Annotated in this window: 25 protein-coding genes and 1 tRNA gene; 16 read left to right on the plus strand and 10 right to left on the minus strand. The window is 65.8% G+C overall.

All coding sequences use genetic code 11. The features are described 5' to 3' along the window. Window positions 1-55: 55 nt before the first annotated feature. Both U1738_RS16915 and U1738_RS16920 read left to right on the plus strand, forming a co-directional pair. The gene (locus tag U1738_RS16915) at window positions 56-775 is read left to right on the plus strand and encodes a response regulator (RefSeq protein ID WP_332790224.1); all 720 of its coding nucleotides are present in this window, start codon (window positions 56-58) and stop codon (window positions 773-775) included. 38 nt (window positions 776-813) lie between these two features. Beyond that, a complete protein-coding gene (locus tag U1738_RS16920) occupies window positions 814-2,121 on the plus strand; it encodes a sensor histidine kinase (RefSeq protein WP_332790225.1) in 1,308 nt (435 codons plus the stop codon). Window positions 2,122-2,143: 22 nt separating this feature from the next. On the opposite strand, the gene U1738_RS16925 is transcribed toward U1738_RS16920, so the two are convergent. Then, window positions 2,144-2,228: transfer RNA gene (locus U1738_RS16925), tRNA-Leu, on the minus strand. 130 nt (window positions 2,229-2,358) lie between these two features. On the opposite strand from U1738_RS16925, the gene U1738_RS16930 reads away from it, so the two are divergent. Together U1738_RS16930 and U1738_RS16935 are read left to right on the plus strand one after the other, a co-directional pair. Then, window positions 2,359-2,739, plus strand: a complete 381-nt coding sequence (locus tag U1738_RS16930; RefSeq protein WP_332790226.1) for a ribose-phosphate pyrophosphokinase — start codon at window positions 2,359-2,361, stop codon at window positions 2,737-2,739. A gap of 66 nt (window positions 2,740-2,805) precedes the next feature. Beyond that, complete coding sequence (locus U1738_RS16935; RefSeq protein WP_332790227.1) at window positions 2,806-3,309, plus strand: methylated-DNA--[protein]-cysteine S-methyltransferase; 504 nt, start codon at window positions 2,806-2,808, stop codon at window positions 3,307-3,309. A gap of 94 nt (window positions 3,310-3,403) precedes the next feature. On the opposite strand, the gene U1738_RS16940 is transcribed toward U1738_RS16935, so the two are convergent. Further along, window positions 3,404-4,912, minus strand: coding sequence for a YifB family Mg chelatase-like AAA ATPase (locus U1738_RS16940; protein WP_332790228.1), 1,509 nt, complete (start codon window positions 4,910-4,912; stop codon window positions 3,404-3,406). A gap of 153 nt (window positions 4,913-5,065) precedes the next feature. Here U1738_RS16940 and U1738_RS16945 point away from each other — a divergent pair, with 153 nt between their 5' ends. From U1738_RS16945 to dapE, 8 genes are all read left to right on the plus strand, one after another. Beyond that, window positions 5,066-5,374 carry a hypothetical protein gene (locus tag U1738_RS16945; protein ID WP_332790229.1) on the plus strand — a complete coding sequence of 103 codons (309 nt, stop codon included), beginning with the start codon at window positions 5,066-5,068 and terminating at the stop codon, window positions 5,372-5,374. 123 nt (window positions 5,375-5,497) lie between these two features. Continuing rightward, entirely contained in the window at window positions 5,498-5,632 is a 135-nt protein-coding gene (gene rpmH / locus U1738_RS16950) for a 50S ribosomal protein L34 (RefSeq protein WP_260598518.1), read from the plus strand. 11 nt (window positions 5,633-5,643) lie between these two features. Next, window positions 5,644-5,955 carry a ribonuclease P protein component gene (gene rnpA, locus U1738_RS16955; protein ID WP_332790355.1) on the plus strand — a complete coding sequence of 104 codons (312 nt, stop codon included), beginning with the start codon at window positions 5,644-5,646 and terminating at the stop codon, window positions 5,953-5,955. A gap of 140 nt (window positions 5,956-6,095) precedes the next feature. After that, window positions 6,096-6,308 carry a membrane protein insertion efficiency factor YidD gene (gene yidD / locus U1738_RS16960; RefSeq protein WP_332790356.1) on the plus strand — a complete coding sequence of 71 codons (213 nt, stop codon included), beginning with the start codon at window positions 6,096-6,098 and terminating at the stop codon, window positions 6,306-6,308. A gap of 33 nt (window positions 6,309-6,341) precedes the next feature. Further along, window positions 6,342-8,048, plus strand: coding sequence for a membrane protein insertase YidC (yidC, locus tag U1738_RS16965; RefSeq protein ID WP_332790230.1), 1,707 nt, complete (start codon window positions 6,342-6,344; stop codon window positions 8,046-8,048). After that, window positions 8,045-8,713 carry a ribosome biogenesis GTP-binding protein YihA/YsxC gene (yihA, locus tag U1738_RS16970; RefSeq protein WP_332790231.1) on the plus strand — a complete coding sequence of 223 codons (669 nt, stop codon included), beginning with the start codon at window positions 8,045-8,047 and terminating at the stop codon, window positions 8,711-8,713. Before yidC ends, yihA begins: the two co-directional genes overlap by 4 nt. 34 nt (window positions 8,714-8,747) lie before the next feature. Continuing rightward, the gene (locus tag U1738_RS16975) at window positions 8,748-9,410 is read left to right on the plus strand and encodes a glutathione S-transferase family protein (protein WP_332790232.1); all 663 of its coding nucleotides are present in this window, start codon (window positions 8,748-8,750) and stop codon (window positions 9,408-9,410) included. Beyond that, the gene (gene dapE, locus U1738_RS16980; protein WP_332790233.1) at window positions 9,374-10,534 is read left to right on the plus strand and encodes a succinyl-diaminopimelate desuccinylase; all 1,161 of its coding nucleotides are present in this window, start codon (window positions 9,374-9,376) and stop codon (window positions 10,532-10,534) included. Before U1738_RS16975 ends, dapE begins: the two co-directional genes overlap by 37 nt. Here dapE and U1738_RS16985 read toward each other — a convergent pair whose 3' ends face one another. The 3 genes from U1738_RS16985 to U1738_RS16995 all read right to left on the minus strand — a co-directional run bounded on the left by U1738_RS16985 (window position 10,535) and on the right by U1738_RS16995 (window position 13,679). Then, window positions 10,535-12,211: a putative bifunctional diguanylate cyclase/phosphodiesterase gene (locus tag U1738_RS16985; protein WP_332790357.1), complete on the minus strand. Its 1,677-nt coding sequence runs from the start codon at window positions 12,209-12,211 to the stop codon at window positions 10,535-10,537. Between the two features lie 68 nt (window positions 12,212-12,279). Next, the gene (locus tag U1738_RS16990; RefSeq protein ID WP_332790234.1) at window positions 12,280-12,981 is read right to left on the minus strand and encodes a Smr/MutS family protein; all 702 of its coding nucleotides are present in this window, start codon (window positions 12,979-12,981) and stop codon (window positions 12,280-12,282) included. A 53-nt stretch (window positions 12,982-13,034) separates the two neighbouring features. Then, window positions 13,035-13,679, minus strand: coding sequence for a Tim44/TimA family putative adaptor protein (locus tag U1738_RS16995; RefSeq protein ID WP_332790235.1), 645 nt, complete (start codon window positions 13,677-13,679; stop codon window positions 13,035-13,037). A gap of 174 nt (window positions 13,680-13,853) precedes the next feature. Here U1738_RS16995 and secB point away from each other — a divergent pair, with 174 nt between their 5' ends. From secB to trpS, 3 genes are all read left to right on the plus strand, one after another. Continuing rightward, the gene (gene secB / locus U1738_RS17000; RefSeq protein WP_332790236.1) at window positions 13,854-14,357 is read left to right on the plus strand and encodes a protein-export chaperone SecB; all 504 of its coding nucleotides are present in this window, start codon (window positions 13,854-13,856) and stop codon (window positions 14,355-14,357) included. 145 nt (window positions 14,358-14,502) lie between these two features. Next, window positions 14,503-16,071, plus strand: coding sequence for a murein biosynthesis integral membrane protein MurJ (murJ, locus tag U1738_RS17005; protein WP_332790237.1), 1,569 nt, complete (start codon window positions 14,503-14,505; stop codon window positions 16,069-16,071). Window positions 16,072-16,088: 17 nt separating this feature from the next. After that, window positions 16,089-17,093, plus strand: coding sequence for a tryptophan--tRNA ligase (gene trpS, locus U1738_RS17010; RefSeq protein WP_332790238.1), 1,005 nt, complete (start codon window positions 16,089-16,091; stop codon window positions 17,091-17,093). Here trpS and U1738_RS17015 read toward each other — a convergent pair. From U1738_RS17015 to mutM, 5 genes are all read right to left on the minus strand, one after another. Beyond that, a complete protein-coding gene (locus U1738_RS17015; protein ID WP_332790239.1) occupies window positions 17,090-17,491 on the minus strand; it encodes a PIN domain-containing protein in 402 nt (133 codons plus the stop codon). The genes trpS and U1738_RS17015 overlap by 4 nt on opposite strands. Next, window positions 17,481-17,711, minus strand: coding sequence for an AbrB/MazE/SpoVT family DNA-binding domain-containing protein (locus tag U1738_RS17020; protein WP_332790240.1), 231 nt, complete (start codon window positions 17,709-17,711; stop codon window positions 17,481-17,483). The genes U1738_RS17015 and U1738_RS17020 overlap by 11 nt, the downstream gene beginning before the upstream one ends. A 60-nt stretch (window positions 17,712-17,771) precedes the next feature. Continuing rightward, window positions 17,772-19,139, minus strand: a complete 1,368-nt coding sequence (gene dnaA, locus U1738_RS17025; RefSeq protein ID WP_332790241.1) for a chromosomal replication initiator protein DnaA — start codon at window positions 19,137-19,139, stop codon at window positions 17,772-17,774. A gap of 474 nt (window positions 19,140-19,613) precedes the next feature. Further along, on the minus strand, window positions 19,614-19,877 hold the full coding sequence (gene rpsT / locus U1738_RS17030; protein WP_332790242.1) for a 30S ribosomal protein S20: 264 nt from the start codon (window positions 19,875-19,877) through the stop codon (window positions 19,614-19,616). A 149-nt stretch (window positions 19,878-20,026) separates the two neighbouring features. Then, on the minus strand, window positions 20,027-20,839 hold the full coding sequence (mutM, locus tag U1738_RS17035) for a bifunctional DNA-formamidopyrimidine glycosylase/DNA-(apurinic or apyrimidinic site) lyase (protein WP_332790243.1): 813 nt from the start codon (window positions 20,837-20,839) through the stop codon (window positions 20,027-20,029). A gap of 152 nt (window positions 20,840-20,991) precedes the next feature. On the opposite strand from mutM, the gene U1738_RS17040 reads away from it, so the two are divergent. Then, window positions 20,992-21,735: a class I SAM-dependent methyltransferase gene (locus tag U1738_RS17040; protein ID WP_332790244.1), complete on the plus strand. Its 744-nt coding sequence runs from the start codon at window positions 20,992-20,994 to the stop codon at window positions 21,733-21,735. The last annotated feature ends 111 nt before the right edge of the window (window positions 21,736-21,846 follow it).

Raw genomic sequence — 21,846 nt, forward strand, 5'->3', positions numbered from 1 at the left:
CACCTTCCCCCAAGCCTTCTTTCCTACAGGGATTATCATGCTAAGCCCGGACCCGATGGGAGATCTGCCACATCTGCTGCTGGTCGATGACGAGCGCTCGATCCGCGAGCCGCTCGCGCAATATCTGACCAAGCAGGGTTTCCGCGTTACCCAGGCCGGCGATGCCGAGACGGCGCGCACCCGGCTTGCCGCCTATGCGATCGATCTCGTCGTCCTGGACATCATGATGCCGGGCGAAGACGGCCTGAGCCTCACGCGCCACATCCGCGAGAGTGGCGAAATCCCCGTCATCCTGCTCACCGCGCGCAGCGAGGAGACGGACCGGATCGTCGGCCTCGAAATGGGCGCCGACGATTATGTCGTGAAGCCCTTCTCGCCGCGCGAACTTTCCGCCCGCATCAAGGTCATCCTACGCCGCGCCGCCGCCGGCGGCACGCGCCAGCATGCGCCGGACAGCGGATCGTTCGCGTTCGCCGGCTGGGTGTTGAAATCGGGCGAGCGTGCGCTGGTCGATCGCGAGGGCGTCTCCGTCCCGCTCTCCACCGGCGAATACAATCTCCTCCACGCGCTCGTCACCCGTCCGCGTCAGGTGCTGACGCGCGATCAATTGCTCGATCTGACGCAGGGCCGCGAAGCCGCCGCCTTCGATCGCGCGATCGACAATCAGGTCAGCCGCCTGCGCCGCAAGATCGAGGCCGATCCAAAGAATCCGGACCTGATCAAGACCGTTTGGGGCGGCGGCTACACGCTCGCGGCCGAAGTCACCCGCCTGTGAAGCACCTCCGTTTATGGCCGCGCAGTCTCGCCGGCCAAATGGCGCTGATCATCGCCGTCGCCCTGTTTCTCGCGCAGGCGATCAACTTCACGCTGTTGCTGCAGGAACGAAAGAACTTCCGCTACGAACAGGCCACCGGCCCTGCCGTCGCCCGCATTGTCGATGCCGTGGAGCGCGCCAATGCCGGCGGCTTCGTCGAGCGCTCCAATGGCCGCGTCCGCGTGATGGCCACCTCCCCGATCAAGCCCGGTGCCGAACATCGCGCCGAGATCGAACAGGGCGTGCACGAGGCGCTGGCCGAGGCCGGGCTGAAAGTCGGTCGCGTCGAAACCGGCGTACGCGATATCCGTGCCGATAGCCCTCGCCTGAAGGGCCTCAATCCGCGCTTGGCCCAGCGCATGATCCGTCGTGGCGGCGAACTGGTCATCGCGGTAGAACAGGCCGGCGGCACCTGGCTCGTCCTCACCTCGCCATGGCCGCGCGCCGACATGGACATGGTGTGGCGCACGATCGCGCAGACGCTGATCCTCTACGGCATCGTCCTGCTGCCGGTGCTGTGGATCGGCCGCCGCATTTCGCGCCCCTTGCGCAGCCTCTCGCTCGCCGCGCGCAACTTCACCCCCGGCGAGGTCGATGCGCCGATCGCGGAGGGCGGGCCGCAGGATCTGCGCGACGTGGTCAGCGCCTTCAACGCGCTGCGCCTGCGCGTCACTGCGATGCTGGACGAAAAGGACCGCATGCTGGGGGCGATCGGCCACGATCTGCGCACCCCGCTTGCCGCGTTGCGCGTCCGGATCGAATCGGTCGAGGACGATGCCGATCGCACCAAGATGGCCGACACCATCATGGAAATGGATCGCACGCTGGACGATATCCTCAGTCTCGCGCGCTTGGGCCGCCCGAGCGAACCGCTGACCGAGGTCGATCTCGCCGCCCTGGTCGATGCCGTGGTCGAGGATTTCCGCGATCTCGGTGCGGACGTAAGTTTCGACGAAGATACCCCCCGCCTGCAAATGCGCCTCCGCCCTTCGCTGATGCGCCGCGCGGTGCGCAACCTGATCGAGAATGCGGTGAAATACGGCAATACCGCCGCCGTCAGCATCGCCGCGACGCCGGGCAAGGTCGAGATCGTCGTCGCCGATTCCGGCCCCGGCATCCCGGCCGATCGCCTCGGCGACGTGTTCGATCCCTTCACGCGCCTGGAAACCTCCCGCAACCGCGACACCGGCGGCATCGGCCTCGGCCTGGCGCTCGCCCGCGCCATCGTCGGCGATGCCGACGGCCAGATCGTGCTGGAGAACCGCCCCGAAGGCGGCCTGAACGCGATCATCGCGCTCCCGCGCTGACTGGCCTGTCATTCGAAAAAGTTGGTGCGGGCGGTCGGAATCGAACCGACACTCCTTTCGGAACCGGATTTTGAGTCCGGCGCGTCTACCAGTTCCACCACGCCCGCATCGGCCAGGACGGATCGAGCGTTGCCGCTCCCGTAATCGCGAGCGGCGCAGATGGCATAACTGGTCCCGCCCCGTCCACCCCCTTTCGCTGCACTTGCCCGCCATGCTTTCTCCGGGAATGATCCGGCGATGAACTACGCCGCCTTCCCAATTCCCGTTTCCGACGTCGCCCATATCCGCGCCCTGCTGATCGCGGCGGCGCAGGAGCGGCGGGCGATGAGCTATTCCGAAATCCTCCTCGCCTTGGGCCATCGCTTCACCCGGCCGAAGATGCGCGCGATGTGCAAGACGCTCGACGCGATCGACGCCCGCGCCGCGGCAGACGGCGAACCCGAACTGGCGGTGCTGGTCGTGCGCGAATCGGATCGCCTGCCGGGGCAAGGCTGGTGGGTCGGGCTCGCGCAATCGCCACATGATTATGCCGGCCCCTGGGATGGCCCGGAGGCGCAGGCCTTTGTCCGCCGCCTGCACGACATCGCCTTCGACTATTGGGCCACGCATGCGCTTTGATCGCAGGAATCGGAAAGCATCGCTGCCCGTCCTGCCCTATCCAAAGGCGCGAGAAGGATGCGAACCATGACCTACGCCTGCAAGACGATGCCCTCCCCGGTCGGAGAACTAAAACTGGTCGCCAGCGCGAACGGCCTCGCCGCGATCTTGTGGGAAAACGACGCCCCCGACCGCGTCCGCCTCGATGCCATGATCGAGGACGCGAGCAACGCGATCCTCGCCGAAACCGAACGCCAGCTCGCCGCCTATTTCGCCGGCACCCTCACCCAATTTACCGTGCCGCTCGACTTCCACGGCACCGATTTCCAGAAAAGCGTCTGGGCCGCGCTGCTCACCATCCCGTTCGGCGAAACCCGCAGCTACGGCGAGATCGCGCGGGCGATCGGCCGCCCCACCGCCTCACGCGCCGTCGGTGCCGCGAACGGCAAGAACCCGATCTCGATCATCGCCCCCTGCCACCGCGTGATCGGCACCAACGGCAGCCTCACGGGGTTTGCGGGCGGGTTGGAAGCGAAGCGGCTGTTGATAGAATTAGAGCGTGGACATCACCCCCAATCCCGTCTGTGCTGAGCCTGTCGAAGCACTGCCCTTCTTCTCAACGGCAGAAAGAAGGACAGTCCTTCGACAAGCTCAGGACAGACGGGAATTTTGGCACGCGCGCCCCCTAACTCCGCGGTGCCTGCCGCCGATAACTCAACGCCTCCGCCACATGCACCCGCCCGACAATCTCGCTTCCGCCAAGGTCCGCGATCGTCCGCGCCACCCGCAGGATCCGCGTATAGCCCCGCGCCGACAGCCGCATCGCCTCGCTCGCCTGCGCCAGCAGCTTGCGACCCGCCTCGTCCGGCGTCGCTACCGCCTCCAGCAGCACGCCGTCGATCTCGGCATTGGTCCGCACCGGATGCTCCAGATACCGCGCCGCCTGCACCCCGCGCGCCACCGCCACCCGCGCCCGCACCTCCGCCGATCCCTCGGCCGGCGGCGGCAGCACCAGATCGGCCGCGCTCACCGCCTGCACGTCGACATGCAGGTCGATCCGGTCGAGCAACGGCCCCGACACCTTCGCCTGATAATCCGCCGCACACCTTGGCGCGCGCGAACAGGCCAGAGCCGCATCGCCGAGATGCCCGCACCGGCACGGGTTCATCGCCGCCACCAGCTGCACCCGCGCCGGAAACGTCACATGCGCATTGGCCCGCGCCACGCTCACCGTGCCCGTCTCCAGCGGCTGCCGCAACGAATCGAGCACCGAGCGCTGGAATTCCGGCAGTTCGTCCAGGAACAGCACCCCCAGATGCGCGAGACTCACCTCGCCCGGCTTCACCTTCAGCCCGCCGCCGACCAGCGCCGCCATCGACGCCGAATGATGCGGGCTGCGATACGGTCGCGTCCGCGTCAGCCGCCCGTTCTGCAACGTCCCCGCCACGCTCGCCACCATCGACACTTCCAGCGCATCGGCGGCATCCAGCGGCGGCAATATCCCCGGCAAACACGCCGCCATCAGCGATTTGCCCGCGCCCGGCGGCCCGACCATCAGCAGATTGTGCCCGCCCGCCGCCGCGATCTCCAGCGCGCGCTTCGCCGTCTCCTGTCCTTTCACCTGCCGTAAATCCGGCCCGGTGAACGCCTCGTCGGCCTGCCCCGGCTGCGGCGCGGACAGCAGGCCATGGCCCTTGAAATGGTTGAGCAAGGACAGCAGGTCCGGCGGCGCGATCACCTCGATCGATCCCGCCCACGCCGCTTCCGCACCCTGCGCCGCCGGGCAGATCAGCCCCTTGCCCTCTTCCGATGCATGCAGCGCCGCCAGCAGCACCCCCGGCGACGGCGCGATCCGCGCGTCCAGCCCCAGTTCGCCGACCGCGACATAGCCGCTCAGCGTCTCGGCATCGATCACCCCCATCGCCCCCAGCAAGGCGAGCGCGATCGGCAGATCGTAATGCGATCCCTCCTTGGGCAGGTCCGCCGGCGACAGGTTCACGGAAATACGCTTCGGCGGCAGCGCCAGCCCCATCGCGGCGATCGCCCCGCGCACCCGCTCGCGGCTTTCCGCCACCGCCTTGTCGGCCAGCCCCACGACGATGAAATTGGGCAATCCCGGTGCCAGCGACACCTGCACCTCGACCGCGCGCGCCTCCAGCCCGAGATACGCGACAGTCGATACGATCGCGACCATCCGCGCATTCCCCCAGAAGAGGCGCGACCATAACCGCAAACCGCTTATGGGAAATAGCCCTATCGCCATTTATCCCATACCGTGTTTCACGCTCGTCAGAGAATGACATAAGCTGTCTTGCGCAAACAAGACACCTGCCCCACATCCGCGCTCGTGACCGACACCGCGCCCGCCCCCGCACCTCGCCCGAGACGCCATCCCGCGCGGCGTCAGGCCGAACTCGCCGGCGGAGTCCTGCTCGTCGTCGTCACCCCCGCCGTGGCGATCCTGCCCGGCCCTGCGGGGACGATCGTGTTCGCCGGCGGCATGGTGCTCATCCTGCGCAATTCGCACTGGGCGCGGCTGCGCTGGGCCCGGCTGAAGCGACGTTTTCCGCGCATCGGCGGCTTCATCGATCGCATGATGCGCCGGGGCAGCGCGCTCCGTCGCCACGCCCGTGACAAGATGGCAGCAGAGAATTGACTTCCGCGCGACCTTTGCCTAATGGCCCTGGCTTCAAGGTCGCCCTCGTGGCGGCCCTTTTGCATTTAGACTTCCCCCCCGGGGTTCAGACGTCAGGGGGATTAGAATCTTAGGGAATGACCGATGAAGCGGACCTTTCAACCGAGCAACCTGGTGCGCGCACGTCGCCACGGCTTCCGCACGCGCTCGGCGACTCCGGGCGGTCGCAACGTCCTGCGCGCCCGCCGCAACCGCGGCCGGAAGAAGCTGTCGGCCTAACTGTTTTAGCGATTCGCCGCGATTTCCTCGCGGCGAACGCCGGTAAACGCGCACCGATGCCGGGCTTCGTCCTGCTCGTGCGCGATCGGCAGGACGGTTCGCCCGATATGCGAATCGGCTACACCGTCACCAAGAAGATCGGCAACGCCGTCGTCCGCAACCGCATGAAAAGGCGGCTGCGCGAATTGGCGCGCGACCTGCTTCCTGTCTCCGGGATTCGCGGCGCGGATCACGTGCTGATCGGGCGCGCCGGCGGCGTCGAACGCGATTACGCCCTGTTGCGGACTGAACTCGCCAAGGCGTTGGCCAAGGTGATGCGGTGACATCGCCGATGTCCGCTCCTCCCCAAACGCCATCACCCGTTCGCCCTGAGCCTGTCGAAGGGCAAGCGCAGGACGTGCCCTTCGACAGGCTCAGGGCGAACGGAGGGAGTGGGGGTTGCTGTGAAATGCATCACCCGAGCATCTTCGCCCGCCTCCTCATCCTCCTCGCCCGTGCCTGGCAACTCGGTCCCTCGGTCGTCCTGCCGCCCACCTGCCGCTACGCGCCAAGCTGTTCGGCCTATGCAATCGAGGCACTTCGCCGCTATGGCGCGCTCAAGGGGGGCTGGCTGGCCGCACGCCGTATCGGGCGCTGCCATCCCTGGGGCGGTTCGGGTTACGACCCGGTTCCCTAAAGCAACAGATTATCACGACAGGATTCCCGACCGGTGAAAGACGACCAAAAGAATTTCATCCTGTTCGCGGTGATCGCGGCGCTGATCCTGTTCGGCTGGCCGTTCCTACAGGGCAAGTTCTTCCCCACCGCCAACCCGCCGGTCACGCAGATCGTCGACGGCAAGGCGAAGGTCGTGCCCAACCCCTCGGCCGATCCAGCGGCGGACGGCGTCGCCGCCACGCGTGACCGCAAGGTCGTGCTGGCCGAATCCCCGCGCATCCGCATCCAGACCCCGACGCTCAGCGGCTCGATCAACCTTAAGGGCGCGCGGATCGACGATCTCGTGCTGACCAAATACAAGGAAACGATCGCCAAGGATTCGGCACCGATCCGCCTGCTCTCGCCCGCCGGCGCTGCGGATGCCTATTTCGCCGGTTTCGGCTGGCAGGATAACGGCCTGAAGCCGCCCGCAGCCAATACGGTCTGGACCGCCACCGGCGATGTCCTCGCCCCCGGTAAGCCCGTCCGCCTCGATGCCGCCAACGCACAGGGCCAGCGCTTCCGCATCGAACTGTCGGTCGACGACGACTACATGTTCACGATCCGCCAGACCGTGCTGAACACCGCCGCGAACGCGGTGCCGGTGGCCAGCTACGCGTTGGTCAACCGTTCCGGCCATTCGAAGGATCCGACGACCTGGACCACCCATGTCGGCCCGATGTCGGTCTTCGGCGGCGGCGCGAAATACGGTCCCAATTTCACCGATCTCGACAAGGCCGCCGATCCCGGCTTCACCATTCAGGGTGGCTGGCTTGGCTTCACCGACAAATATTGGCTGACCGCACTGATCCCCGATCAGGGCCAGCCGGTCTCCGCCGAATTCCGCAAGGGCGGCAACGACACCTATCAGGGCAATTTCGCCAGCGCCGCGCGCGTCCTCGCCCCCGGCCAGGCGATCACCCAGACCAGCCGTTTCTTCGCCGGCGCGAAGGAAGTGAAGCTGCTCCAGCGCTACGAGAATGACGGCAAGATCCTCATGCTCGACAAGGCGATCGACTGGGGCTGGTTCGAGATCGTCGAAAAGCCGATCTTCACCTATCTCGACTGGCTGTTCCGCATGATCGGAAACTTCGGCGTCGCGATCATCCTGCTCACGCTCACGATCCGTGGCCTGATGTTCCCGATCGCGCAGAAGCAGTTCAAATCGATGGCCGCGATGAAGCTGCTCCAGCCCAAGATGAAGGCGCTGCAGGAACGCTACAAGGACGACAAGCCGCGCCAGCAGCAGGAGATCATGGCGCTGTACAAGACGGAGAAGGTCAATCCCCTCGCCGGCTGCCTGCCCACCCTGCTGCAGATCCCGATCTTCTACGCGCTCTACAAGGTGCTGCTGCTGACCATCGAAATGCGCCACCAGCCGTTCGTTCTGTGGATCAAGGATCTGTCCGCGCCGGATCCGGCAACGATCCTCAACGCCTTCGGCTATCTCAACTTCACGCCGCCCCACTTCCTGGCGATCGGCATCGTGCCGGTGCTGCTCGGGATCAGCATGTACTTCCAGTTCAAGCTGAACCCCGCGCCGATGGACGACACGCAGAAGCAGATCTTCGCGATCATGCCGTGGGTGCTGATGTTCGTGATGGCCCCGTTCGCCGTCGGCCTGCAGGTCTACTGGATCACCTCCAACTGCCTGACGATCCTGCAACAGCGCGTGCTGTACGCCCGGCATCCCGGCATGAAAGAGGCGGTGGTGAAGTGAGCGATGCCACTCCCGAAACGCCCCCCACCGAAGGCTTCACGCCGGAACTGCTGGAACGCGCCCGGAAGACCTTCGCCGGCCCGGTCACGTTCCTGAAATCAGCGCCGAAACTGGAGTTCCTGCCCGACGCACAGGTGCCGGAGATCGCATTCGCCGGCCGCTCCAACGTCGGAAAATCGTCGCTGCTCAATGCGCTTACCGGGCGCAAGGCGCTCGCGCGCACCTCGGTCACGCCGGGTCGCACGCAGGAACTGAACTTCTTCGACGTCGGCGAGCCGCTCGCGTTCCGGCTGGTCGACATGCCCGGCTACGGTTTCGCCAAGGCCCCCAAGGATATCGTCAAGAAATGGCGTTTCCTGGTCAACGATTTCCTGCGCGGCCGCCAGGAACTCAAGCGCGTCTTGGTGCTGATCGACAGCCGCCACGGCATCAAGGACGTGGATCGCGAGATCCTGGAAATGCTCGATAAGGCCGCCGTCAGCTACCGCATGGTGCTGACCAAGGCCGACAAGATCAAGGCGACCGAACTCGCCGACGTCTACCAGCGCACGCAGGAAGAGGCCCGCAAGCGCCCAGCCGCGCATCCCGACATCCTGCAGACGTCGAGCGAAACCGGCCTCGGCATCCCCGAACTCCGCGCCGCGGTGATGGAAGCGATCGGCTAGACCGCCACCCCCGCCCCCGCTATCGCTGCCGCCCATGAAGCTCATCATCGGCAACAAGGCCTATTCGTCCTGGTCCCTGCGCGGCTGGCTCGCGTGCAAGCAGTCCGGCCTGCTGTTCGAGGAGGTCGTCGTCCCGCTCTACGACGCGGAATGGGACAAACGCCGTGAGGGCGACGAATTCGCCCCCTCGTCCGGCAAGGTGCCGATCCTGTGGGATGGCGACGCAGTGGTGTGGGACAGCCTGGCGATCGTCGAATATCTCGCCGAGAAGACCAGCCGAGACCTGTTCTGGCCCGAAGACAATGCCGCCCGCGCCATGGCTCGTTCGATGTCGGCGGAGATGCATTCCAGCTTCACCGCATTGCGCCGCAAGCACAGCATGAACATCCGCCAGTCCTTCCCGCCCAAGACCCCCGACGACGACGTCCTCGCCGATCTCACCCGCATCATGGAACTCTGGGCACAGGCCCGCGCGCGCTTCGGCGGCGATGGCGATTTCCTGTTCGGCGGCTTCGGCGCGGCGGACATCATGTTCGCCCCGGTCGTCACCCGCATCGTCACCTACGGCCTGCCGATCGCCCGCTTCGCCGCCGGCTATATGGATGCGGTGATCCGCCACCCCTTCATGCAGGACTGGATCGCCGCCGCGCAGGAAGAGGAATGGGTGATCGAGAAGTTCGAGCTGCCCGCCCAGTGACCGACCCAGTGACCGACGTCGTCGGCCTCGCCAGCGCGCTGATCGCCTGCGACAGCGTCACGCCCGCCAGCGGCGCGGTGTTCGACGTGCTGGAGGCGGCCTTGGTGCCGCTGGGCTTCGACGTAGACCGCTTCATGACCGGAGAGGCCCCCGACGGCCCGGTCGAGAACCTGCTCGCGGTGCGCGGCACCACCGGCCCGCATTTCGCCTTCGCCGGCCATCTCGACGTCGTCCCGCCCGGCAGCGGCTGGACGACCGGCGCGTTCGCCCCCGAAATCCGCGACGGCCTGCTCCACGGGCGCGGGGCGGTGGACATGAAGGGCGCCATCGCCGCCTTCGTCGCCGCCATTCCAGACACCGCCGACGGCACGATCAGCCTGATCATCACCGGCGACGAGGAAGGCCCCGCCACCTACGGCACGCCAGTCATCATCGATCGCATGGCCGCGCGAGGGCTCAAGCCGGACCTGTGCCTCGTCGGCGAACCCACATCCGCCAGACAGCTCGGCGACATGATCAAGATCGGCCGGCGCGGTTCGGTCAACATCTGGATCGACGTGCCGGGCAAGCAGGGCCATGTCGCCTACCCTCACCTCGCCGACAATCCGATCCCCAAACTGATCGCCGCCCTCGCCGAGATCGATGCGATCGTCCTCGACACCGGCAATGCCTGGTTCCAGCCTTCGAACATCGAGGTTACCGACATCATTGTCGGCAACCCGGCAACGAACGTCATCCCCGCCCACGCCTCGGCCCGGCTCAGCATCCGCTTCAACGACGACCAGACCGGCCCCGATCTGGTCGCGCGGATCGAGAGCATCGTCCACCGCCACGCACCCGAAGCCAAGGTCGTCGCGCGCATCTCCGGCGAGGCGTTCCTGACCCCGCCGGGCGCTTTCTCCACGCTGATCGGCGACGCGATCGAAGCCCATACCGGTCAGCGGCCAGAACTCTCCACCACCGGCGGCACGTCCGACGCCCGCTTTCTCTCCGCACTCTGCCCGGTGGTGGAATTCGGCCTGCTCAACGCGACGATGCACAAGCTCGACGAAGCGGTCGCGGTAGCGGACCTGGAAATGTTGCGCGATATCTACGCGGACATCCTCGCCCGCGCATTGGCCTGATCAGCCCGCCAAAGCCCGCCGCTCATCCGTCCGCGACCAGGCGATGAATGCATCCTCGTCCATCGGCTGCGCGATCGCATAGCCCTGGATCACGTCGCACCCGATCACGCGCAGCACGTCGGCCTGCGCCTGATGCTCGATCCCCTCGCCCACGGCCTCGCAACCCAGGCTGTGGATCAGCCCGATCACCGCATGCGCGATCGTCCGCGCCTCGGCACTGTCGGCGATATGCTCGATCAAACTCTGGTGCAGCTTGATGCGATCGACCGGCAACGCGCGCAGCCGCGCCAGATTGGAATAGCCCGTACCGAAATCGTCGATCGCGATCGTCGCGCCGTCCGCGCGCAGCAATTCCAGTGCGGCGATCACGTCCGACGAACAATGCATCGCCAACGTCTCGGTGATCTCCAGTTCCAGAAGATGCGCCGGAGCCTCCGCCGCCAGCATCGCGGCACGGAGGCGGTTGAAGAACGCCGCATGATCCAGCTGCCGTTGCGCGATATTGATCGCCAGGCGCTGCTCGATCCCCATCCGGCCCCAGCGCGCGATAGTCTCGGCCACGGTCGCGATCACCCACTCGCCGATCTCGACGATCAGCCCGGTTTCCTCGGCCCGCTGGATGAACGCCCCCGGCAGCTGCAACCCGCGCTGCGGATGCTGCCAGCGCAGCAATGCCTCCGCCGCCACGATCCGCCCGGCCGGCAGGCTGACCTGCGGCTGGAACACCAACGCGAACTGATCGTGGTCGATCGCCCGGCGCAGATCGCTTTCCAGCTCGACCCGGTCGGCCAGCCGGTCGGCCAGTTCCTGCGTGAAATATTCCGCCCGGCCCCGGCCATTGGCCTTGGCATGATACATCGCGGCATCGGCCGCGCGCATCAGGTCGGTCAGGTTCTCACCATGTTTGGGGCGCAGCGCGATGCCGATCGACGCGCCGATCTCCACCTCGTGCCCCATCAGGTCGAATGGCTCGGACAGCGCGAACAGCATCGCGCGCCCGATCTTGGCGGCCTCGCACGTATCCTTCAGGTCGCTGACGAACATCGTGAATTCGTCGCCCGCCAGCCGCCCGATGAGCGGTGGTGGCATCTCCGCCTCGGTCTGCACACGGTCCGCCACGGCACGCAGGCGATTGGCGACCATGCCGAGCAGCATATCGCCCATCGCATGGCCCATCGTGTCGTTGACCGATTTGAACCGATCCAGATCGATGAAGAACAAGGCGGCGATATTGCCCTGCGGCAACTCGCTCAGCGCGCGTTCGCAGGTGCGGCGGAAATTGGTGCGGTTGGGCAAGGCGGTGACCGAATCGAACATCGCCAGCCGGTGCACGCTCTCCAGATTCGTGCCGAGCTGCTGGAACAAACCGCGCATCGCGCTCGCCAGTTGCGGCACCTGTTCGCCGATCTCCGCCGGGATCTCGCTGTCCAGATCGCCATGCGCGGCACGCGTCAGGCGGGCGATTGCCGAATCGATCGCTCCCGCCGTGCTGGAAATGGCGCGCTCGGCCGAAGCCCAGCACATCGCCGCGCAGACGATCGCCGGAATGATCGCGCGTGCGACGTTATCGAGGCCGATATTACCATTGGACGTCGCCACCACCGCGAGGATGAACGCCACCGCCCCGGCGCACATCGCGAAGGCGACTGCGCGGCTTTTCAGCGTCACTCCTTCCATCGCGCTCGCGTATCCCCGCAATCTGCGACCCACAGGCCGGTCCATCGCGGAGACATGGACCCAATAGGTTAATAAATTCGATTCGGGTCGTTTCGCCGCAGGATGATGTACAATGCCCCGGCCCCGCCATGGCGTGGATGCGCGCCCCGCACGGCGGCAATCGCCGAGGCATGGCGCGATCCCGCCAGCCAATCCCCGACCGCCGCCCGGATCGCACCTCGCGCATGCGGCCGCTCGCTCTCCGCCCGCGGCGGCTTGCCGGTGACGAGCAATATCACGCGGTCCCCCATCCGGATCGACTGCTCCAGCGCGCCGTCCAGCGTGGCATGAGCGGTGGAGAGATTATGCCCGTGCAGATCGATCGAACAATCCGGCGAAACGAGACCACGAGACAGCTTCTTGTCCCACGAACCGTCCAGAGTGTTAGCCCGCTCTTTCTTAAGCCCCTCCCCTTTAGGGGAGGGGTTGGGGTGGGGCCGTGCGAAAAAGGCCCGCTTGGGCGATTCAATCCCCCCGACGCCAAGCTTCAAGAGCTTCTCGAACAGATCGACCGCGCTCGATCCAGCCCCAACCCCAGCCTTGCCGGGAGGGGCAGCAACGTGTGCCGCGGCCGTCGCACGAATGGATTTGGCCGACGCCGCCTTACCCGGCAAAACCTTCGCCACGGCAACCTTGGCCACCGGCTTGGGCGCCACCCGCAATGGCCGCACGGTGGCCAGCACCCGGTCCCACAGCGCGGCTTCGTCAGGAGATAGCGGTCGATCCGACACTCAAAAACCCGGGAAACGCGCCGGAATTGCCGGATCCCCGCCCCCCGCGAGCATCACGCCTCGTCGGTATCGGCAAGCTTCCAGTTCGGATCGCTGCTCTTCAGCGTCCGGGTGAAGGTCCACACGTCGTGCGTCTCTTCCGCATCGCTCATCGATCCGGCGACGATATTGCCATCGGCATCGCGCGTCACGGCGGCGATATCGGCATCGAAGCGCAGCGTGATCCGCGCCTGCTTCCCGTCCAGCCCCGCGTCGGAAATCACCGCGCGCTCGATCGAGACCAGCCGGTTGTCCAGCACATGGCCCGCCTCGCTGCGCGCCGCGATCGCCTCGGCGAACGCCTGCTTCACGTCCGGTTCGACCAGCCAGTCGAGCGAGTCCTCGTCGCCCTTCCAATAGGCCTCAAGGATCATGCGATACGCGCCCTGCGCCCCGTCGACGAACTGCCCGACGTCGAACCCCGGTTCCGCCGCCACGATCTGGCGCAGCCCGGCCTCGGCCTTCGCTTCGACATTGCGGTTGGCGATCTCGCGCGGTTCCGGCGCATTCTCGATCGGGCGCGGCAGCGTCGTGATCGGTGCGCGATCCTCGACCGGCTTGAGCAGCGACTGCTCGTGCCCGGTGCGCTTGCCGAGCACCATATACAGCCGGAGCGCCACGAACCCGGCGATCATCGCAAGAATAACAACGTAAAGCACCCGGTTCTCCGATATTGGCCGCGGTATCCGGCCGATACTCTACATAGGCCGAAGGAGGAAATGTTTCAAATGCCACGCGGGCACGGATTGTTCCCGACCGGTCCCCAAACCGTTGAACATGCCGCCCCCTCCTGCTAGGCGCGCCCATCTCCTACATACAAGGCAAGACTTCACATGGCAGAGCAGGACAACGGCGTCACCACCGAACCCTATAGCAACGGCGAAGACACGTTGCCCGCGGTCGGCCTCATCTCGCAATACATCAAGGATCTGTCGTTCGAGAACCCGAACGCCCCGGCGATCTACCAGAATCCGGAAGCGCCGCAGATCGACGTGCAGTTCAACATCGCCTCCAGCCAGGTCGGCGAAGACATTTTCGAAGTGATCCTGAAGGTCGAGGTCCGCGCCGAGAGCGACACGACCGTCGCGTTCATCGTCGATCTTTCCTATGCCGGCCTGTTCGGCATCCGCAACGTGCCGGCCGAGCATATCCAGCCCTTCCTGCTCGGCGAAGCGCCGCGCCTCATCTTCCCGTTCGCCCGCCGCGTGCTGGCCGATGCCGTGCGTGACGGCGGCTTCCCGCCGCTGCTGCTCGAGCCGATCGATTTCGCCGCGATGTACCAGCAGCAGGCCGCCGGCCAGCCGGCGGTGACGACGGCGGAAACCGGCACGGCCTGATTGCCCAATATATTCCCGTCATCCCGGACTTGATCCGGGATCCAGGCGCGGTCATCCGCCTCACGGATATTGTCTTTTGGGCCACCGACCGCGCCTGGATCCTGAAACGAGTTCAGGATGACGGAGACCGAGGGAAAAGACCGGCATGAACCTGACACGCGCGCTGGGCTCAGTCGGGGGCCTCACCCTCGCCAGCCGCGTGCTCGGGCTGGTGCGCGATTCGCTGTTCGCGCGCTTCGTCGGCGCCAGCTTCGCGTCCGACGCCTTTCTCGTCGCCTTCCGCCTGCCCAACATGTTCCGCGCCTTGTTCGCGGAGGGCGCCTTCTCCGCCGCCTTCATCCCGATGTTCAACAAGAAGGTCGGCGATAAGCAAGGCGCGGGATTGGGCGACGGCGTGCGCTTCGCCGAAGACGCGCTATCCGTCCTGCTGCCGATCCTGATCGTGATGACGGTGATCCTGGAGATCGCCGCATGGCCGATGACCTTCGCGCTGTCCGGCAAGTTCAACGGCGTCAGCCACGATCAGTTCGCCTTCGCCGTGCTGCTCTCGCGGTTCACCATTCCCTATCTGATGCTGATCAGTCTGGTGTCGCTGTTGGGCAGCATCCTCAATTCGCTGCACAAATTCTGGGTCAATGCCGCCGCGCCGATCCTGCTCAACCTCACGCTCATCGCGGCGTTGCTGTTCTTCCACGATCCCGATCCATTTCTCACTGCGCGCAATCAGGCGATCGCGGTCAGCGTGTCGGGCGCATTGCAACTGCTCTGGCTGATCTGGGCCTGCCGCGCCAACGGCGTGCGCCTGCGCCTGCGCCGCCCGCGCCTCAGCCCCGACGTGAAGCGATTGCTGTCGCTCATCTGGCCCGCCGCCGCCGGCGCGGGCGCGGTGCAGATCAATCTCGTGGTCTCGACCGCCCTGGCCGCGTCGCTGCTCGATCACGGCTCGGTCACGTACATCTACATGGCCGATCGCGTGAACCAATTGCCGCTCGGTCTGATCGGCATCGGTCTCGGCACCGTCCTGCTCCCGCTCATCTCGCGCCAGCTCGGCGCGGGCGAGGAAGCCGCGGCGATGGAAACGCAAAATCGCGGGCTGGAACTGGCGCTCTTGCTCACCCTGCCCGCTACGGTGGCCTTGGTGCTGTGCGGCGGCCCGATCGTCGCGGCCTTGTTCCAGCACGGCAAGTTCGGCGCGCAGGACACGCATTTCACGGCGCAGGCGCTCGCGGCCTTCTCGATCGGCCTGCCCAGCTACATCCTGGTCAAGGTGCTCACCCCCGGCTTCTACGCCCGCGCCGATACGCGCACGCCGGTGCGCTACGCGACGATCTCGATGGCCGTGAACCTCGTACTGAACCTCGCTCTGATCGTGCCGCTCAAACATATGGGGCCGCCGCTGGCGACGGCTCTGGCCTCGACCGTCAACGTCGCCTTGCTCTACGGCATGCTGCGCCGGCGCGGTCATTTCGTGCCCGATGCCCGCTTGAAGCGCCGCGCGTGGCGGCTGGCGCTCGCGGCGCTGGCGATGGGCGCGATCCTGTGGCTGCTGCAGGATCTTCTCATGCCCTACACCCATGGTAGCTGGCTCGTCCGCTCCACCGCGATGGTCGTGCTGGTCGGCGCAGGCGGGCTGGTCTATGCGATCGCCACGTTCGTCCTCGGCGCGTTCACCCGCGACGATCTTGCCTTCCTGCGGCGCAAGCGCGCCGCCTGACACGAGTTTCGATCACAATGCGCGTCGTCTCTGGCATCCAGCCCACCGGCAATCTCCATCTCGGCAACTATCTCGGCGCGATCAAGCAATGGGTCGCGCTGCAGGATGCGATGGGCCCGGGCGAGGACAGCCTGTTCTTCCTGGCGGATCTGCACGCGCTGACCGTCGCGATCGACCCGAAGGAACTCCACGCCAACACGATCGAGATGGCCGCGACTTTGCTGGCGGCGGGAATTGACCCCGATCGCGCGATTCTGTTCAATCAGGCCCGCGTGCGAGAACATAGCGAACTCAGCTGGTTACTCAGCGGAACCGCACGGACCGGCTGGCTCAACCGCATGACGCAATGGAAGGACAAAGCCGGCAAGAACCGCGAAGGCGCCAGCGTCGGCCTCTACACGTATCCCGTGCTGCAAGCGGCCGACGTGCTCCTCTACAAGGCGACGCACGTGCCGGTCGGCGACGATCAGAAGCAGCACCTCGAACTCGCACGCGACATCGCGACCAAGTTCAATCAGGATTTCGGCGTGGACCTGTTCCCCCTGCCCGAGCCGCTCGTGTCCAAGGCCGCGCCGCGGATCATGAGCTTGCGCGACGGATCGGCCAAGATGTCCAAATCCGATCCCACCGACGCCTCGCGCATTAACTTGATCGATAGCGACGACACGATCGTCCAGAAGTTGAAAAAGGCGAAATCCGACGGCGACCTGCTGCCCGAAACCTTCGCCGACCTGGCCGACCGCCCCGAGGCGAAGAACCTCGTGACGATCTACGCTGCGCTGGCAGACGTCGCCCCCGATACGGTAGTGGCGGAGTTCGCCGGCAAAGGCTTCGGCGCATTCAAGCCCGCGCTGGCCGACCTCACCGTCGCCAAACTCGGCCCGATCCGCGATCGCCTGACGGCATTGCTGGAGGATCGTACCGCCGTGAGCGAAGCGCTGGCCAAGGGTGCAGCGCGGGCGACGGCACTCGCCGCCCCGACGCTGGCCGAAGCACAGCGCGCGGTCGGGCTGCACGTCTAGACGGCGAACGGATTGCGGATCGTCAGGCGGCCATCGATCACAAGGCCATCGTGCATGTCTTCGGACCAGAGCGTATCGCAATCGGCAAGCAACGCCGATGCGACGATGGCCGCGTCATAGAACGCCAGATTGTAGCGCCAGGATAAGGCGACGGCACGATCATGGACTGCGGTATCGAGCGGCACGACGTTCAGAAGGAGCTTGAGCCGCTTCAGATAGGCCACGATTATCGGCCAATCCAGGCGCAGCTTGCGGCGGCTTACACTGACGATTTCGTTCAGGACCTGCACGCTGATCGTGCCGCCCTCGGCAATCAGGAAACGACCGCGTTCCGCCTTGTTCGGATCGTCGGCGAGGATATAGATCAGCACATTGCTGTCGAAGGCGTTACCGGGCATTTGCCTCTTCGCGATCGAACTTGAAATCCGCCGAGATCAACCCTTCGAAGCGACGTAGGTCTTCAAGCGCCTGTTCGCGCGTCAATGAACGGGAAATCTCGATCGTACGCGGCCCGACCGCGTCCATGTCCACCTCGTCCCCGATCTTGAGCTTAAGCGACTCGACCACGTCCTTGGGTATTCGAATGGCAAGGCTGTTGCCCCATTTCGCGACCTGCATCACAACCTCCGATGATATACATTTCACTTAATGTATATCATCGCGAAGCAAGTTGCAATCTCAGCCCTCCAGCTCCCGCAGCAGCATCCGCACCGCACCGTCGATCTCGCGGTCCGTATCGCGCAGTTCCTCGATCCGCCTCACCGCGTGGATCACGGTGGAATGATCCCGCCCACCGAACTTCCGCCCGATCTCGGGCAGCGAGCGCGTCGTCAGGCGCTTGGCCAGATACATCGCTATCTGCCGCGGCCGCGCCACAACCACCGCCCGCCGTGCCGACACCAGATCGATCGTCTTCAGCTCGAAATGCGCCGACACCGCCTTCTGGATCTCGTCGATCGTCACGCGCCGCTCGGCCCCGCGCAGCACGTCGCCCAACGTCGCCACGGCGAACTCCAGATCGAGCCGGTCGCCGGTCAGCTGCGCATAGGCCACGACACGGCCCAAAGCGCCTTCCAGATCGCGGATGCTCTGCGTGATCCGCGCCGCCAGCAGGTCGAGCACCTCGTCCGGCACGCTGGCGCCCGGCATATCGGCCAGCTTGCGCGTCAGGATCGCGCGGCGCAGCGTCAGGTCCGGCGCCTTGATGTCGGCCACCAGCCCGACCGACAGGCGCGACGTGATCCGCGCCTCCACGCCGTCCAGCCCCTGCGGGCAACGATCGGCGCAGATCACCAGCCTTTTGCCCGCCGCCATCACCTCGTTGATCGTGTGGAAGAATTCCTCCTGCGTGGAATCCTTGCCAGCGATGAATTGCAGATCGTCGATCAGCAGCAGATCAGCGGAGCGCAGCCGCGTCTTGAACGCATGCGTGTCGCGCGCGCGCATCGCCGCGACGAATTCGAACATGAAGCGCTCGGCCGACATCAGGATCACGCGCGCCTCCGGCACCGCCGCCAGATAGGCCGCACCGATCGCATGCATCAGGTGAGTCTTGCCCTGGCCCGTGCCGCCATGAAGGAATAACGGGCTGAAGCGCGGCACGCCCGGCTCGGCCAGCGCCTTGCCCGCATTGAACGCCACCTTGTTCGAAGCATCGACCACGAAGCGGTCGAACGTGAAGCGCGCATCGAGCGGCGGGCGCTCGGAGGGCGCAGGCGCGACCACCGCAGGCGCGGCGGAGGTCTCCACCGTCAGCACCACCGGCTGGGCCACGGACGCGGCCCGAGTCTCGATCGCCACGCTGCGCACATCGGGCAGGATCGCGCGGAACTCGGCGGTCAGCCGGTCGGCATAATGGTTGCGCACCCAGTTCGTCATAAACGCCGATGGCAGCGCCAGGCGGATCGTGTCGGCCTGCTCGTCCTCGATCAGCTCGATCGGCTTGAGCCACTGGTCGAACAGGCGTGCGCCCGCCGACTCGCGCAGATGCCCCCGCACGGTCGCCCATGCGCGCGCGGCATCACCCGGTCGGTTGATCGCAGACACTGACAAACACCAATCCTCTCACCCCACGGCGAAGCTTGAAGCCCCCTTCGCCGAATTGATTTCGCGGCAAAACTCTCCCGCAGCCGGAATCGTATCCGCCTGACGCCGAAGCTTTTGCATCTGGAACACGGTGGCGAGTCCGCCGCCGCGTGAGATGGGTTAAAGGAGATCGGCTTGAGTCGATCAACATCATTATTTCGGATTTGTGACCTTGACAGCGAATGCGCCAAGGTTTCCCGTCGATTTTCTTACAAGCCGCTGGAATCGCTTCATTATCCAGACGAATGCGACATCGCCCGGCAATCGGGGCGGCGCGAATCGCGGTGAATCCTGCCTTTTCCCAACACCTCGCCATTTCGGGGTATTTTGTTCGCAATCGCACATCGATCCGGATCGAAAACCGGTCTCACGCACACGACAAAAAGCCCGCCGGGAATGCTCCCGGCGGGCGATATGTCTGTCACCAAACGCTTTTTAGGCGAGGGCGGCGATCGCCTTGGTCAGGCGCGAGAACTTCCGCGATGCGGTGTTCTTGTGATATACGCCCTTGGCCACGCCACGCATCAGTTCCGGCTGGACCTGCGCCAGCGCGGCGGTCGCTGCCGTCTTGTCGCCCGATGCCAGTGCCGATTCGCACTTCTTGACGAAGGTGCGGATACGACCGACGCGGTTGCCGTTCACGATGGTGCGCGCCGCGTTACGACGGATACGCTTTTTGGCCTGTGGCGTGTTCGCCATGAAATCCTCGTTTCAGAAATAGAAAGGGGCGCGGAATCGCTCCGGCCCCGGAAAGCGTCGCCCTTACCGGCGCATCACGATTCGGTCAAGACTTGGTCGGTCAAGACTTGGCGCGCCAAGACGTGGCGCGCCGATACGAGTGCCAAACGTCATCGCTGGCATTTGGGGCACCAGAAGGTCGATCGCCCGCCCTCGCTGTAGCGCTGCACCTTGCCCCCGCACCCGCACGGCTCGCCCTCGCGCCCGTACACCGCGAACTGTTTGGAGAAATAGCCAAGTTCCCCGTCGGGCCGGGCATAATCGCGCAGCGACGATCCCCCCGCCTCGATCGCCGCCAGCAACACCTCGCGAATCGCCGGCACGAGCCGTTCCAGCCGGGCCAGCGATACCCGCCCCGCCGCCGTCTTGGGTGAAATGCGCGCCAGGAACAGCGCCTCGCAGACATAGATGTTGCCCAGCCCCGCCACGATCCGCTGGTCGAGCAGCATCAGCTTGATCGACGCCTTGCGCCCGGCCAGCGCCGCGTGGAGATAGTCGGCGCTCAGCCCCTCCCCCAGCGGCTCCGGCCCCATCGCCGCGAACGGCGGGTACGCGTCCAGCGTGTCGGTCGCCCACAGATCGACCGAGCCGAATCGCCGCGCATCGTTCAGCGCCAGTCGCCGCCCGGCCTCGGTCGCGATCAGCAGATGATCGTGCGGCAGCAGTTCGCCCGGATCGACCCGCCACCGCCCCGACATGCCGAGATGGAAGATCATCGTATCGCCGCGATCGGTATCGATCAGCCCGTATTTCGCGCGCCGATGCAGCCCGGTAACGGTCGCCCCCGTCATCCGCTGGCGCAGATCGTCCGGGAACGGCCGCCGCAAATCGCCGCGCCGCGTTTCCACCGACGCCAGCCGCTGCCCCTCCAGCACGGGCCGCAGGCCGCGCACGGTGGTTTCGACTTCGGGCAGTTCGGGCAAGGATCGCGCTCCCCCTGCCGTTCGCCCTGAGCTTGTCGAAGGGCACGGGCGACGCCTGGGCTTCGACAGGCTCAGCCCGAACGGATGTGGTTGTTCCTTAAGGCAGCTAGGTTGCGTTTGCCCCTGCCACAAGGCCCCGCTAGAGCCACGCCATGACCGCGCCCAACACCGATACCGTTTCCTTCGGCTACGAAGACATCGCCGCCTCCGAAAAGACCGCCCGCGTCGGCGGCGTCTTCACCAGCGTGGCCGCGAAATACGATCTGATGAACGATGCCATGTCCGGCGGCATGCACCGGTTGTGGAAGGACCGCTTCGTACGCCGCGTGAAGCCGCGCGAGGGCGAACAGATTCTCGACATGGCCGGCGGCACCGGAGACATCGCCTTCCGCCTCGCCGCCAGCGGCGCATCGGTGACGGTGGCGGACATCAACCCGGCGATGCTCGAAGTCGGCATGGAACGCGCCGGCACGCGCGGCCTCGACGGGCTCGTGTGGACCGAGGCGAACGCCGAAATCCTGCAATTCCCCGATCGCTTCTTCGACGCCTACACGATAGCGTTCGGCATCCGCAACGTCACCGACATCCCGGCGGCGCTGAAGGAAGCGCACCGCGTGCTGCGCCGGGGCGGACGCTTCTACTGTCTCGAATTCTCGACCACGCTCTGGCCCGGCTTCGGCGAAATCTACGACGCCTATTCGCACAGGCTCGTGCCCAAACTCGGCCAGTTGCTCGCCGGCGACAGCGAATCCTATCGCTACCTGATCGAATCGATCCGCCGCTTCCCCGACATGGAAAAGTTCAAGGGCATGATCGCCGATGCCGGCTTCGTGCAGACACGCATCGAACCCATGCTCGGCGGACTGGTCGCGATCCACAGCGGCTGGAAGATTTGATGGCGCTGCTTCGACTTCTCCCCTCCCGCTTGCGGGAGGGGGCGGGGGAGGGCCTGTCCGAATTGCATCGACAGCCGTCGGATCGAGCCCTCCCCCAGCCCAGTGACGGGT

This window comes from Parasphingomonas caseinilytica, from assembly GCF_036663755.1.
GTDB lineage: Bacteria > Pseudomonadota > Alphaproteobacteria > Sphingomonadales > Sphingomonadaceae > Sphingomonas.